Origin of the sequence: Alicyclobacillus dauci (assembly GCF_026651605.1) — a bacterium.
GTDB lineage: Bacteria > Bacillota > Bacilli > Alicyclobacillales > Alicyclobacillaceae > Alicyclobacillus > Alicyclobacillus dauci.
Window position 1 is genome coordinate 2,847,685 of record NZ_CP104064.1, and the last position, 15,345, is coordinate 2,863,029.

11 protein-coding genes are annotated in these 15,345 nt (G+C 53.1%); 1 reads left to right on the forward strand and 10 read right to left on the reverse strand.

From position 1 onward, the window contains the following. Positions 1 to 7: 7 nt before the first annotated feature. From rsmB to NZD86_RS14520, 9 genes are all read right to left on the reverse strand, one after another. Complete coding sequence (gene rsmB, locus NZD86_RS14480) at positions 8 to 1,366, reverse strand: 16S rRNA (cytosine(967)-C(5))-methyltransferase RsmB (protein WP_268042779.1); 1,359 nt, start codon at positions 1,364 to 1,366, stop codon at positions 8 to 10. After that, positions 1,363 to 2,304, reverse strand: coding sequence for a methionyl-tRNA formyltransferase (gene fmt, locus NZD86_RS14485; RefSeq protein WP_268042780.1), 942 nt, complete (start codon positions 2,302 to 2,304; stop codon positions 1,363 to 1,365). Before fmt ends, rsmB begins: the two co-directional genes overlap by 4 nt. Next, a complete protein-coding gene (def, locus tag NZD86_RS14490; protein ID WP_268042781.1) occupies positions 2,304 to 2,780 on the reverse strand; it encodes a peptide deformylase in 477 nt (158 codons plus the stop codon). Before def ends, fmt begins: the two co-directional genes overlap by 1 nt. 32 nt (positions 2,781 to 2,812) lie before the next feature. Further along, positions 2,813 to 5,248, reverse strand: a complete 2,436-nt coding sequence (gene priA, locus NZD86_RS14495; RefSeq protein WP_268042782.1) for a primosomal protein N' — start codon at positions 5,246 to 5,248, stop codon at positions 2,813 to 2,815. Further along, positions 5,245 to 6,462, reverse strand: coding sequence for a bifunctional phosphopantothenoylcysteine decarboxylase/phosphopantothenate--cysteine ligase CoaBC (coaBC, locus tag NZD86_RS14500; protein ID WP_268042783.1), 1,218 nt, complete (start codon positions 6,460 to 6,462; stop codon positions 5,245 to 5,247). The genes priA and coaBC overlap by 4 nt, the downstream gene beginning before the upstream one ends. A 99-nt stretch (positions 6,463 to 6,561) precedes the next feature. Next, a complete protein-coding gene (gene rpoZ, locus NZD86_RS14505) occupies positions 6,562 to 6,768 on the reverse strand; it encodes a DNA-directed RNA polymerase subunit omega (protein ID WP_268042784.1) in 207 nt (68 codons plus the stop codon). Between the two features lie 93 nt (positions 6,769 to 6,861). Continuing rightward, positions 6,862 to 7,461, reverse strand: a complete 600-nt coding sequence (gmk, locus tag NZD86_RS14510) for a guanylate kinase (protein ID WP_268042785.1) — start codon at positions 7,459 to 7,461, stop codon at positions 6,862 to 6,864. 42 nt (positions 7,462 to 7,503) lie between these two features. Then, positions 7,504 to 8,379, reverse strand: coding sequence for a YicC/YloC family endoribonuclease (locus NZD86_RS14515; RefSeq protein ID WP_268042786.1), 876 nt, complete (start codon positions 8,377 to 8,379; stop codon positions 7,504 to 7,506). A 787-nt stretch (positions 8,380 to 9,166) separates the two neighbouring features. Then, a complete protein-coding gene (locus NZD86_RS14520) occupies positions 9,167 to 11,881 on the reverse strand; it encodes a calcium-translocating P-type ATPase, SERCA-type (protein ID WP_407655258.1) in 2,715 nt (904 codons plus the stop codon). Positions 11,882 to 12,027: 146 nt separating this feature from the next. Here NZD86_RS14520 and NZD86_RS14525 point away from each other — a divergent pair, with 146 nt between their 5' ends. Next, the gene (locus NZD86_RS14525; protein WP_268042788.1) at positions 12,028 to 13,821 is read left to right on the forward strand and encodes an Rqc2 family fibronectin-binding protein; all 1,794 of its coding nucleotides are present in this window, start codon (positions 12,028 to 12,030) and stop codon (positions 13,819 to 13,821) included. Between the two features lies 1 nt (position 13,822). Here the strand turns inward: NZD86_RS14525 and NZD86_RS14530 are convergent, their stop codons facing one another. Continuing rightward, on the reverse strand, positions 13,823 to 15,268 hold the full coding sequence (locus NZD86_RS14530) for a DUF2254 family protein (RefSeq protein WP_268042789.1): 1,446 nt from the start codon (positions 15,266 to 15,268) through the stop codon (positions 13,823 to 13,825). Positions 15,269 to 15,345: the final 77 nt, after the last annotated feature.

Below are 15,345 nucleotides of genomic sequence, written 5' to 3' on the forward strand. Positions count from 1 at the left end.
TCACCTCCTACTTCTTTCGTAAACGTGCCATATAAAAACCATCCGTGCCGAACCGTTCTGGTGTCAGAACAAGGCCGTCCTGTATATCATCTCGCAAGAGCGCCGGCACATCAGCGGATATATCTTCTAATGTCATGGTCCCTGCGAACTCATTTAACACAGTTTGCACCACTTGCTCGTTTTCCTCGGGTAAAAGTGTACACGTCGCGTACACGACAATACCGCCGGAACGAACAACTCGACACGCGGCACCGAGCAACTCCACTTGTAATTTTGACAGTGCGGTGATATCCGACGCTGTTCGGCGATGTCGAATATCTGGTCGCCGCCGCATGACGCCGAGTCCACTACACGGGGCATCGACCAAAATCGCGTCGTAAACTTTACCTGCGATCTTCAAATCGCGGCCATCTCCAAGCCGCGAAGTAATACTCTGCAAACCCAGTCTTCGTGCGGCAGCTTGAATTGTTTTCACCTTCTGAAGGTACACATCGTACGCGTCGATATAACCTCTGTCTTCTTGGAGTTCTGCGATATGCGTTGTCTTTCCGCCTGGGGCCGCACACATATCGAGTATGTGCTCACCTGGTGCTGGGTGAAGGAGCGGGGCGATAAGCATTGCACCCTCATCTTGGACGGTACCATACCCTTGTTGATACCATTCAAATGTCTCCACATCCACTGTCGAGTGCACAGTCAACGCATACGGCGACAACCGTCCAGCGCCGACTTCAATTGCTCCACTTTGACCCATCTCAACCGTCATGGTCTCGACACTCGTCTTCAACGTGTTCACACGAATCGTCAGTGGTGCCGGCTCGTTGCAAGCTTGTAAAATCGCACTTGCCCGATCGAATCCGTACGCTTTGACAAAGCGCTTGACCATCCACGTCGGGTAACCGTAACGGATACCAAGACGGGTCGCATCATCGACACGTTTTTGCCCAATCACTCGATCAATTTTTTCATCTGTCGACAGATCATCTCGACCGAAACTGCGCAAAACACCGTTGACCAGCCCACTGGCAGACCTCACGTGCCGCTTGGCCAGCTCAACAGCTTCGTCAATGACGGCATAAGCAGGGACACGTGCCAAAAACGCCAGTTGATACACACTCATCCGAAGAATCGTCAAAACCTCAGGGTCCAAATCGCTTAAACGCCTCTTCACGTATGACTGCAACAGTGCGTCAACGGTGATCTGCCGGCGGATCGTCCCGTACACCAACTCCGTGCACAGCCCTTTATCCCTTGGCGCCAAGTTGCTGGTAGACAGTGCATGTTGCAATGCGACGTTCGTATACGCTCCGTCCTGATACACTCTTGAAAGCGTCTGAAATGCGACCGCCCGTGCCGTCTGCTTCATTGCGACTGCCCTTCCAGAAGCTGTACTCGATCTCGACGCAACCCGCTAAACCAATCCACAGCGTTCATTTTTCTCTTACCAGCCGGTTGCACGTCACCAAGTACCAAGGTGCCGTCTTGACAACCAACTAGGATCGATCCGCCATGCCGACCGACTTCTCCAGGCCTCAAAGCCATGGACGATGTAGAGATTTCGGCCGACCATATCTTAATGTCTTGATCGTCGAGCGAACCGCTCGCTCCTGGCCAAGGTGAAAGCCCGCGAATATGGCGCAGAACGTCCTTGGCGGGCCGATTCCACGAAATAAACTCGTCTTTGCGCTCAATCCGAGCTGCATAGGTCACACCCTCGTCAGGTTGCGGTGTGACATCGATGGTCCCAGCAATGTACGCCGGCAACACATTTTGCACCATTTCGGCACCTAGAGCCGCCAATTTGTCATGCAGGGTACCGACGTCATCCGTATCGAGGATGGGGATTTCACGGACGGCAACAATCGGCCCTGCGTCGAGTGCCTGAACCATTTCCATTAATGTGACGCCCGTGGATTCGTCACCTGCCATAATGGCCCTGTGAATGGGCGCTGCACCACGCCAGCGCGGCAACAGCGAAGCGTGCATGTTGACTGCACCGTTCGCAGGCAGATCCAATACCGCTTGCGGTAACAGCTGACCATAGGCAGCCGTCACTAATAAATCCGGCTGAAACGCCTCTAGCTTCGCAATCACTTCCGGTTGCCTGACTCGATCGGGTTGCAATACCGTGAGTCCATGCCGAAGCGCTGCAATTTTTACCGGCGGCGGTGTCAGCTCACGCTTTCGCCCCACTTTCCGATCCGGCTGCGTGACAACCAACACGTCCCAGCCTTGCGCCACCAACGCATCTAGCGTTGGCACCGCAAAGTCAGGCGTGCCCATGAACACGACCTTTACTGTCATCAAGAACGCTCCTCAACCGTAACTCGTTCGATTTCGTCAGGACGCAAATAATCCGTAAACAAGATGCCGTCCAGATGATCCATTTCGTGTTGAATACAACGAGCCAAGAGTTCTCGCCCTTCTAACTCAAAAGGTTCACCATACCGATTTTGAGCCCGAATACGAATATAGTTTGCCCGTTCAACTTTGCCCGAAATCCCCGGTAGAGACAAACATCCCTCAGGTCCGTATTGGCTTCCGTGTTTCTCAATGACTTCTGGGTTGACAAGTTCAATGAGTCCCTGGCCTACGTCCATGACAATGAGGCGCTTTAAGATGCCAATTTGGTTCGCTGCGAGACCGACCCCATCTGCATCCCGCATCGTCTCAGCCATATCATCCAGTAACTTATGGATTGCTGGTGTGAATTTTGTAACCTCTTTTGCCTTTTGCCGTAACGCCTCGTCTTCTCCCTTACGAATGATGCGAATGGCCATCTAAAGGCCTCCTCTCAACAAATGTACGTTGTTCATCCAATTCGCTGGGCGTTGACGTCCAAGCGACAAGCACCGCCGTATTGATTCATCTTCAGTTTCACCAAACGAAATGCACCATCGACAACTGCCCGAACAGAGTCCCAATGCTGATACTTTAACACAACCTGATAGCGAAATTTATCTTCTATCCGCTGAATTCCACTCGGTGAGGCCGGGATAATCGCAACGTCATCCGGCAGGGATGCCCTGCGCAGTTCCCGCTCGAATCGGCTGGCAGCTCCGCGCGCCAAACGCTCATCCTCGTGCGACGCGAGGAACACGGCCATCTCACAAAATGGCGGATAGCGAAACACTTCTCGTTGCGATCGTTCCTCTTGGTAAAATGTTTGAAAATCATGCCTCGACGATGCCGTGATAGCAAAGTGTTCAGGACGATACGTTTGAATAATTGTCACGCCATCCGTTTCGGCTCGCCCTGCGCGTCCCGCCACCTGCGTTAACAGTTGAAACGTCCGCTCGTTCGCACGGTAATCGGGTACAGAGAGCATTGTATCCGCTGCGATGACACCGACAAGCCGAACGTGCGGAAAATCCAGCCCTTTCGCTATCATCTGTGTCCCAATCAGCACATCCGCCTCGCGCCGCTCGAAACCCTCCACAATCCGCTGCAGAGAACCTTTCGTGCGCGTCGTATCGACATCCATGCGGAGCACACGCAGATGGGGCCACTGCTCCTTAAGCGCCTCTTCAATTTGCTCAGTTCCAATACCAAATGCACGCAAGGCCGGCTCCTTGCAGGCAGGACAATTCGCCCGGTACGGCTCCTCGTAAGCGCAATAGTGGCACCTGAGCGACATTTGCCCGCCTTGCCTATGCACCGTCAAACTGATGTCGCAGTGTGGACACCGGATCCGTTCACCGCAAGCGCGACATAGCATGGACGCAGCGTACCCGCGTCGATTGAGGAAGAGAATGACCTGCTGATTCGCGCTTACCGTCGCTTCGATCTCGTCCGCAAGACGCGAACTAAACAATGACTTGTTCCCCTCGCGGAGTTCATCGCGCATGTCGATCACATCCACACGCGGCAGCGGTCGCTTATTAGCCCGGACAGGGAGCATCAAAATCTGCGCTTGACCCTGTTCAACCAGGTGTAATGCCTGCAGGGATGGTGTCGCAGAACCAAACAACGTGACAGCACCAAACGTTTCCGACCGTCGGATCGCAACATCTCTCGCATCATAGTGCGGAGATTCCTCCTGTTTGTAAGAAGGCTCGTGTTCCTCATCGACAATGAGCAAACCAAGTCTGGTGACGGGTGCAAACACCGCTGATCGCGCACCGATGACAATGTTCGCTTCACCACGCAGTATCCTTCCCCACTCGTCTCTGCGTTCACCCATGGTCAGACCAGAGTGAAGGACGGCGATACGCTCGCCAAATCGAGCATAAAACCGTCCAACCATTTGCGGAGTCAGTGCAATTTCAGGTACTAAGACGATGGCACTCTTCCCTTTTTGAAGTGTGGCTTCAATCGAGCGAATGTAGACTTCCGTCTTACCGCTTCCCGTGACACCGTGTAAAAGGTACGTTTGATGTTTTCCAGCGTCCAAAGTCATGCCGATGCGTGAGACAACTCGTGATTGTCCCTCTGTGAGGACTGGAGCTACGGCAGCTGGAACTTCCACCCAAGAGAGTCGTGACGTCGGCCGTTCGTCCACCGAAGCCAAACCTTCGGACACAACGGCGGCAACCGTCCCTTTGTTGTACACGCGGCGACTCCACTCAATTTCTCCACGGTCGGATTCCGCTAATTGGCGCAACAAATCTGCCTGACGCCGTGCCCTCTTCTCCCGATTTTGAGCAGCTGCAAGAAGCGCTGATGAAGGTTTCTCGGCAACGATCCAATTTTTCACGGATGCTTTCACTTCTTCTTGAATCGCCAAGTGCTGAACAAGAAATCCATGCTCCAACCATGCGTCCAACTGAGCCTTTCCAGTCCTTCCGAACTTCGCCGAAACCTCTTTGACGGACGGCGAATGGTCGGCGACGTATTTCCACAGGGGCGTGGCTAAAACATCATCCGGGACATCCACAGACGTACCAAGCCTAACGGTCATCTTCCCTTTTACACGAAAGGCCCCTGGCAAAATGGCGCTCAGTGCGTCATTCAGTGTGCACACATAGCGTGTGCATAGCCACTCTGCCAACTCTAATTGCTCTCGCGTCAGTACGGGTTGCTCATCAACCACATCTAACAACGGTTTCATGTTGTCCGTGATTTCCTCATTGGGGCGAACTGCCCAGATGATGCCCGCTTTGTGTTGATGGTGAAAGGACACAACGACACGTTGACCAGCCTGGACAGAGGCTGTTTGATGTTCGGGAGCGTAATAACTGAACGGCTTGTCCAATGCAAGACCCGGCGAATCGATAATGACCTCAACCACCGTGCCGATTCGAGTCATACTGTCCTTTCCCCGTTGCGCTGCCCACGGATCTGTTTTACTTGTGTGAGGATCCGATCCGCGACACTCGATTTAGCCATCATGGGCAATGGATCCACGTCTCCCGACTTTGACAGCAGGACCACTTGATTCGTGTCCACGTCAAACCCTGCACCAGGTTGACTGACGTCGTTGACAACGATGAGATCCAGTCCTTTTTCTTCTAATTTCCGTTTACCGAACGACACAACATCCCGAGTTTCAGCGGCAAAACCGACAAGGGTCTGCCCATGGACTCTTGATCGATTGATGGTTGCAAGAATATCAGGCGTCTCTTCCAACTCGATTTGCGGCAGTCCGTCCAGCTTCTTCCACTTCTGTCCAAAGACGCGAGCAGGGCGATAGTCGGCCGGTGCAGCTGCAGCAATGAGGACATCCGCATCCTCCATGGCTTCCTGAACACCGCTCAGCATTTGCTCCGTACTTCGGACGTAAACCATTTTGGCACCACTGACCGGATCTAAATGCGTTGGCCCAGAGACCAGCGTCACACTCGCTCCCCTGGCAACAGCCTGTCGTGCCAATGCATATCCCATCTTTCCACTGGAGCGATTTGACAGATAGCGAACCGGATCAATATCCTCCACTGTGGGCCCAGCGGTAATGACGATGCGAAGCCCAAGCAGGTCCCGGCTCTCGGATAACAGGGCTTCAATGACCGACGTAATGTCTTCCGGCTCAGGCATCCGGCCCTTGCCAGTGTAGCCGCAGGCAAGAGGCCCTTCTCCTGGATCCATGACGATCACGCCTCGTTCACGAAGAATACCGAGGTTGTGTTGGACAGCTGGGTGATCATACATATGGACATTCATGGCCGGCGCAACGACCGTCTTACACGTCGCCGCCAGTGCTGTCGTGGTGACCATGTCGTCTGCTAAACCGTGCGCTAGCTTGGCGATGAGATTCGCGGTCGCAGGTGCAATAACATACAGAAGCGCTCTATCCGCAACCGCGATATGAGCAATTTCCGACGGGTTTGGCTCGGCAAAGGTGTCAAAGATCACAGGATGCTTTGTCAACGCCTGCAATGTCAGCGGTTGGATAAACCTTGTCGCATGCTCAGTCATCAGCACTTGCACGTCAAAACCCCGTTTGACCAGGAATGAGCATAGTGCGGCAGATTTGTATGCGGCAATTCCCCCGCCAACGCCAACTAAAATAGACTTCTGTTCCATGTGCCAAGCCCCCCTCTGACCATGACTCAATACGCACGAAGAAAGGCAGAACAACCTATGGTTGGTTGCTCTGCCTCCCTTCATTTAGAGCGCAGACGTTTACTTCGCTTGTGGCCCTTTCCCTTCGACAGCAATCTTGCCGTCGCCAATCTCCCACAGTGCACGACTCACGTTACGAGTGGTTGACGAGCCCGGCTGAGTCAACGTTTCATTTTGTAATCTGCGCGCACGCTTCGCCGTCACGACGACCAGCGCATACTTGCTGCCGCACAAATCGATGAGCTTATCAATAGAAGGATATAACATAACTTCACCCCATTTAAATTTATGACACCTTGCCTGCGATTTGAACGGTTAATCCCTTCTCACAGTGGCATACGAAGGCCACGCACCACGGTTCTACCACGACTGCACAAGGTGCAGATTGCGTTTCACCTGCAGATGCTCGGCTTCAATAATGCACCGAATTCGCCGACACGCTTCATCAATGACGTCATTGACGACAACATAGTCGTATTCACGCATTTTCTGCAATTCCTGCCTGGCAGCGGATGTCCTCTTATTAAAGGACTCCTGTGTTTCCGATCCACGGCCGAGAATTCGCGATTCCAGTTCAGCCTGCGACGGAGGAATGAGAAAGATGAAAACACCGTCTGGAAACCTTTGCTTGACCTGCATAGCTCCTTGAATATCTATTTCCAGCAATACATCATTGCCGTTTTCCAACTGCTCGTCAACAAAAGATCGAGGTGTACCGTAAAAATTGTCATACACTTTGGCCCACTCTAGCAACTCATCAGCCGCAATCATTTCCTGAAATTGCTCGACTGAACGAAAGAAATAGTTTACGCCCTCTTGCTCACCTGTTCTGGGAGCACGCGTTGTCACGGAAACCGAAACTTTCATGGGAAATTTGGTCTCTATGAGCGCCTTACAGACCGTCCCTTTGCCGGCACCGGATGGGCCGCTCAAGACGAACAGGAGTCCCTTTCTCGTCATCCATACCATCCTTCACAATGAGCCCAATGGAAATCGGTTCACTCATTCTACATTTTGTACCTGTTCGCGCAATTGTTCGACCAGTACTTTCATTTCGACAACCTCGTGAGCGATCCTTGCGTCGTTCGATTTTGAACCAATGGTGTTAACCTCTCGGTGCATTTCCTGAACGATGAAGTCCAACCGACGACCGACGGGACCGGCACGATGCAATGCTTCACGAAACGAATCGATGTGGCTTGCCAACCGGACGACTTCTTCGTCTACGGCGCTGCGATCGACAAGCAACACCACTTCTTGGGCCAACCTTTCAGGTTCGATATCCAACTGCATCTGTACTGCCCGAGACCGTAACTGCTCTGTCCGAAGGGTAATGGCATCTCTATCCATGTCACGAACAATGCTGACATGCGCTGCCAATCGGTCCAGCTTCTCTGTGAAACTTTGCGCTAGCCGGCTTCCCTCCTGTGAACGCATCTCGATGACTAGGAGGGTTGCATTAGAGACGCATTCGTTCACAGCACAGGTCACATCCTTGACCGCAAGTTCAACTGGTCGAACCTGAACAACATCCGGAAATTTGAGCCAATCACGCACAGTATCGACGTGAATCTCCTCAGCAAAACGTCCGACTAGTTCGCGTTCAGCCTCAACCAACTTGTCGAATAGTGCCCAGTTCACGTGCACATCGACGTTCGATGGTTCTCCCTCGACACTCACGAATACGTCCACTCTTCCGCGTTGAATGTCCCTGGCCAGCACCTTACGGACCGCGTCTTCAAGAAACATCCACTCACGTGGCAGTCGAATATGAAACTCAGAGAACCGATGGTTGACTGTCCGCACTTCGACGGAGACATGACCGTCCGCGACCACTTGTACATCTCGACCATAACCGGTCATACTGCGTATTGCCATTGTTGAGCCTCCGAAGCGAACGGATTTTTGGTGGTTCTATTTTACGCTGAAAGTGGTTTGTGGGACAACTAGAATGACAGAACATGCGAACAAGGCCCCGGCTACCTAGCCGGAGACAGTGACGGGGCTGGCCCAATGTCGGGTTGGGGACCGCGGGTGGTGATGGGTGGGGCGGGGCTGAACGGACCGTCATTCCCTTGTCAACAACTATATGCCTCTCCATAATCAAAAAAGATACTTGGAGACCTTTGTTTCCACCATCAGTTCGTTCTGATATCGAAAGTTGACCCATTAGAGGTACCGGATGCCTTTAGTCAATCTTACGTCATCACAACCTAGCATCTAAGGGACAGGAAGTCACCTATTCTGAGCACCGCCGCGTTTCTCCGTTTCTCCGTTTCTCCGTTTCTCCGTTTCTCCGTTTCTCCGTTTCTCCGTTTCTCCGTTTCTCCGTTTCTCCGTTTCTCCGTTTCTCCGTTTCTCCCGTGTATCGCCCGGATCCGCTCACCGCCCCGAGCAAAAAAAGCTGCCCCTGCACCCATCCGGCGACGGGATGCGGCGGAACAGCCCTATCTATTCTGTATTATGACCGATAACAAGCTTGGGTATGGTCAAATATTCAACAAAATTACAATGGTTCCAATCCCAACTGTATGCAGGTTTCAATTGTTGTAAATCGTTTGGTTAATCGTACGCCACAACCCATGAATTTTGCCTTTCCAGTGAGCCTGGAACCCGTGGAGCGACGCATGAGCGTGAAACCGAAACCCACCGGGAAGTGGTGGCTTTATGCTTCCCGTGTACTTGCCTTGGGGCGCAGTGCATTTCGTGATGCGCGGCGCAGTGACAGGGCGAACGTCGGGATGGCCGCCATAACGAGCACGATAGCCCAATCGGCGATGCCGAGTGGGATGGTGCGGAAGGCGAGCGCAATTTTGGGCACATAAATGGTCATAAGGAACAAAACAACTGAAGACAATACAGCAAGGATCAACCACATGTTTCCAAAGATATTCCGCTTCATGATGCCACCTTCTAGGCTGCGGCAATCGAACACGAGAATCAGTTGCGCCATCGTCAAGGTCGCATAGGCCATCGTTTGCGCATGAGCGAGGGTTCCGTTCGTCCTGAGCGACCAAATGAATACGGCCAAGGTTACCAGCCCGATGAGAATACCCCTGGAAAGGATCTTAGTGGACATCCCTTTTGCGAAAATGCCCTCGCGGACGTTGCGCGGTTGCCGTTTCATGATGTCGTTCTCGGGCGGATCGATACCCAGCGCTATCGCCGGAAGTCCATCCGTGACCAAGTTGACCCAAAGAATTTGAATCGGGGCCAAGGGCAGTGCGAGCCCTGCGAGCATGGCGAAGAACATCGTCACGATCTCGCCCACGTTCGAAGCCAGGAGGTATCGAATAAATTTCTTAATGTTGTCGTAGATCCCCCGCCCCTCTTCCACGGCAGCCACAATGGTGGCGAAGTTATCGTCGGCCAGGACTAGGCTGGACGCTTCCTTGGCGACATCCGTTCCCGACTGACCCATTGCGATCCCGATATCAGCCTGTTTAATGGCAGGTGCATCATTGACGCCGTCCCCGGTCATTGCCACAACGTGACTGCGTGCTTGAAGGGCCCGCACAATGCGAAGTTTGTGTTCCGGTGTGACCCGCGCATAAACATATACGTCCTCAACCAGGGACTCGAGTTCCGCGTCACTCATTTTGTCGAGTTCCGCCCCAGTTACGACGCGGCCGCCGTCCGGTAAAATGCTTAAGTTGGTCGCAATGGCCTTCGCTGTGATTTGGTGATCGCCTGTGATCATCACCGTGCGAATGCCTGCATCCCGAGCGATCTGAATGGCGTCAAATGCCTCGTCGCGGGGCGGATCGATCATGCCACACAGCCCAACAAAGACAAGCTCGCTCTCCCAGTCAGGTGCGCGCTTGGCCGAGTCGACACTCTTGAAGCGCCGATAGCCAAATCCCAAGTTGCGCAAGGCCTGAGAGGCCATCTCTTGGTTGGCAACTTGGATCGTCTTGCGCGTCGTTTGGCCGAGCGTCTCTTCCCGCCCGTTTAGCAAAATGCGGTTTGAGCGATCCAATAGGACATCCGGTGCACCCTTGACGAAAACAAAGACGTCGTCGCCGGACTTGACCAAAACGGACATCAGCTTCCGCTCAGAATCGAACGGCAGTTCCTCGATCCGCTGGTAGACCGCATCAGGGTCGTCAAAGCCCGCCTTTTTCGCGAGCACGAGCAGTGCACCCTCTGTGGGATCACCTTGCACTGCGTATACCGTTCCATTTTCTGTTTCGTTCTGGAGGATCATTGCGTTGTTACACGTTCCCGCGATGTCAATGAGACTTTTGAGTGCTGCACGACGGTTTGGATCGACGACGTGTTCGCCCATCATGAATTCACCGACCGGATCGTAACCCGTGCCTGTGACAGACAGCCAACTTCCGTCTGCAAAAATGCGTTGTACCGTCATGCGATTCTGCGTGAGCGTACCCGTTTTATCGGAACAAATGACTGTCGCACAGCCGAGCGTTTCCACAGAAGGAAGCTTGCGCACGATGGCGTTGCGCTTAATCATGCGTTGAACACCGAGCGCTAGAGCGATGGTTACGATAGCCGGAAGTCCCTCTGGGATGGCCGCAACGGCCAAGCTTACGCCTGCCAAGAACATCTCGTACACTTGGTGTCCGTGCAGAACACCCGCAATGACAACGAGAACTGTGAGGCCAAGGGAGAGCCAAACAAGCGTTTTTCCCAGTTGATCAAGACGTTGTTGGAGCGGTGTCAGCGATTCTTCTGACTGCTGCATGAGGTCTGCAATCTTGCCCATCTCCGTGGCCATACCCGTCGCCGTGACAAGAACTTCCGCTTTCCCTCGCGAGACCATCGTTCCCATGTAGACCATGTTCTTTCTGTCCCCGAGGTTGCTGTCTACCTCCGTTAGAATCGTCGGGTCTTTGCTGGATGGGACCGATTCACCTGTGAGCGCAGACTCTTCAACGTAGAACACGGATGCCTTGAGAATGCGTCCGTCAGCCGGAACCCTGTCCCCATCCTCCAAGAGAATGATATCGCCAGGGACCAACTCCTTCGCCGGTACGTTCGTCACTTGACCGTTCCGTCGAACACGTGCAACAGGCGCGGTCAATTCCTTTAATGCGGAGAGTGACTTTTCGGCACGAACTTCCTGAACGAAACCGAGCACACCGTTTAAAAAGATGATCAAAATGATGGTAATGGCGTCGGTATATTCGCCAAGCAAACCAGAAATCAACGTTGCGGCAAGTAGAACAATGATCATAAAATCGCGAAATTGGTTGAGAAATACCGTCAGCAAGGACACTTTGTGTCCTTCACTCAATTGGTTAAGGCCACATTCCTTTCGTCGCGCATCCACCTGTGCAGACGAAAGACCGGCCATCCCACTGTCAAGAGCCGCAAAACAGTCGGCTTCTGAAATCGCATGCCAGTTCTGCTGTTCCACCGGAGCCACCCCTTCGTGAACTTGTCTCATAATCTCTATGCTTGTCTGTTACACTTCATGTCCACCGGAGGCATCACATTGGCGCGTTGCCGGGTTTTTATCGTTACGGGTATACTCGGGTGGAGGCAAGGAAGGAGTCACAAACCTTGGACGGATTGACGATGAGGCGTCTTAGCCTGGAACTGGCAGGATCGCTTACAGGCAGTAAAATAGAAAAGATTTATCAGCCGGCATCGACAGATTTGGTCTTGAGTCTGCGCGGTCCGGGAAAGTCCGCTCAGCGCCTGCTGATTTCAGCACACAAACAATTTGCACGCGTACATCTGCTCATGGACGAGCGGCCAGAGAATCCCCAAGAACCGCCTATGTTTTGTATGTTGTTGCGCAAGTATATCGAAGGTGGTCGAGTTGTCGCTGTGCTTCAGCACGGTTGGGATCGCGTCGTTGAGTTCCGGGTCGAGGCGGTCGACGAAGTTGGGGACATTCGGACATATTTCCTCATTTGCGAAGTGATGGGTCGTCACAGTAACGTCATCCTCTGCCGGCGGGAAGACGATGACAAGCTCAGAATCATTGACTCTATCGTCCGTGTCACAGAGCAAATGTCCCGCTATCGCGAAGTCCTGCCAGGTGTACCTTATCAATCACCTCCCGCTCAGCACAAACGCTCGGGGAGAGAAATCGAGCCGACTGATTTACCTTCCATCGACAAAACGAACTGGCTCGCGCGTACCAATGTCCAAAATTTGGTCGATCACGTCGCCGGCATGGGCCCAGTATCCGCTCGCGAGATTCTCCATCGCGCCGCTTTCGAGGCACAGCGACAGGGAGATACTCCTGCGACAAGCCTCGTCCATGCTCAACTGATTCACGTGCTCGATGCGGTGGAGGACGGAACGGAGTCCGCGACTGTGTCGCTCGATTCCATGGGTCGAGCCACTGAGTGCGCACCGTTTCTGTTGACCCATCGACAAAACTATGCCCTATGTCCGTCAATGAGCGAGGGCATTCGCAGACGTTTTGCTGACAATGGAGAAGTCCTGTATCACTCGCATTTGCAAGACGAGTTACGACGTGTTGTTGATGACCATCTGGATAAACTGCGAGGAAAACGTGTGAAATTGGAGCAGTCTCTCGAACAGAGTGCGGACGAGTCGATATATCGTCTCAAGGCAGAACTGTTGACAGCTTATGCCTACCAAATCGAAAAAGGTCAAGAGCGCTGTATTTTACCGAACTACTATGCGGACAATGAACCCATAGCTATTGAGTTAAATCCCGCCTTAGACGCTATTCAAAATGCACAGCGCTACTATAAACAGGCCACAAAACGCAAGCGTGCGGCGACGTCCGTCGCGGAACAGTTGGAACTGGTCGAATTCGACATTCGTTATTTAGATGAGGTAAATGAGGCACTTCGGAACACAAGCCTAAGCAATCTCGAACAAATTCGGAGAGAACTCATCAGTCAAGGATTTCTCCAAGAAAAGCAGAACAAGCGAAAGCACAAACCGACCAAGCCGGAAAAGACGGACAATCGGCCCGATTCCTATCTATCGGAGGACGGGTTCCTCATTCGCGTAGGTCGAAACAACATCCAGAATGATAAGCTCACCTTTCGCCAGAGCGAAGGACACGATGTCTGGCTGCACGTGAAAGATCAACCGGGTTCTCACGTCGTTATTCGCAAAGGGGTTGCTTCCGGGGTTCCTGAAACGACAATTGAAGAGGCAGCTCTCCTCGCTGCGTTCTTCAGCCGTGGTCGGGACTCCGCCAACGTCCCTGTCGACATCACAGAAATCAGGCACGTTTGGAAACCGAACGGTGCGCGGCCCGGCTTAGCCTTGTACGATCATCAAAGAACGCTCTACGTCACACCAGAACGTGCCCTGCTCGAGCCGATTCTCAGTCGACGTTCAGAGCATGCACCACAGGCCTAACCTAATTTTTCCCGTTGAACTCATCTGGCAGGTCCGATACGCCGTCAAACAATTTGCGCCAGATGGGTTTGAGGCGGGCAACGTGCCGCATATCGCTCGGAGACGGCTGTTGTAATAGAGAACCGAGGGTCAGTTCAATATCGTGGCGCCCTTGATGCTTCGCGAGTTCGGTGGCAAGATGACGTCCGTGGGCATCGACGTGATCGACAAACGTTTGAGCGGACCACCACTGTGCCCACTGTGTTGCATCCTGGCGCTGCGCCACGGACACGAACATCTTCCACAGCGAAAAATAGCTAAGCAGCGCTCGCGTATAGAGGGATGTTTCGACCATATGAGCGAACAGACGAGGAATGTCCTTGGCCATGAGGAACCCCGCATACAGACTCGGATAACCCTTACCTAAGCGGAAACAGTTTTCACCACACGATCCGATGGTCTCCCACGTCCTGACGGCAAACTGCTTTCCCCGCCAATCGCCCTCGGCCGCATGGGCAGCGAGTTGGTATAACTGCTCGGCAACGGTCTCCGCATAGTACTCCTGCCCCTCCGGCAAGAGATGACTAAAGACAATGTTGCGGTACATTTTGACGACAGCTTGCGCCGGTACCCAAGCCTCCCGATCGATATACAGGTATCCTTGACGATAGAGCGCCTCCAAAGTAACAAAGAGAATACCCGTCTCTTTCTCCTTGACCGTAACGCCGATGATTTCTCCCCATTGGTTGACCATGGATCGATGTACGTCCAACACCGGATCATCGTCATTCTGCGGCATTGGCAAGCGCGCGGCAATTTCCTGCATGCGCTGCAGCCCGTACGTGCCTGTCAGCGAGTCATTCACGGAGGCGGCGCGCTTGACGATATCGCATATTTGTTCCACATTCTCGAGTGCTGCTTTCCATCGGCCCGCCCCGACAGCCATCTGGTACTCACGGGAAATCAATTGAATGATTCGTTCGGGTTTAAGCAGCCGGACAACCGCATACATGTACAGGAGCAAGCTTAAGTAGCACATAACAACGAGAATGAGATCGGCGCTCATCTCCGGCTGCAGCGATCGTGGAAGCGGATCGCGCTGCGGATCTCTAATCTTTGCCATGAGGAAGAAACTGTGCATGATGGTCACGAGAAACATGAGAAACAACGATCCGTTGTACGGTAGACGCACAAAGAAATCGAGCACACGATGCGTGTAGTTTCCGGCTGTCATTTGGATGGCCACGAGAATGATGGAGATACACAAGGCGAGAATCGTTGATAGGGATGAAACGATGGTGTTCAGGTAGTTGCGCGCGGTGTCTGTATCCCCTTGAAAGAGGAGGGGCGGAAAACGGAAGACGAGTGCGATCACAGCCGTGGCGACGAGCAGGTGAACAATCCAAGAAGACGTGAGCCTGCGCAGGCCACTTACCCGAACGGGATTCTGCACAGTGTTCGCTTTCATTTGCATCCCTCTTCCTGTCTTCTGCCCTTTTCATCTTCTCCCAAGTGGTTTATTATAAAACGGGTGTTTTCGGCAAA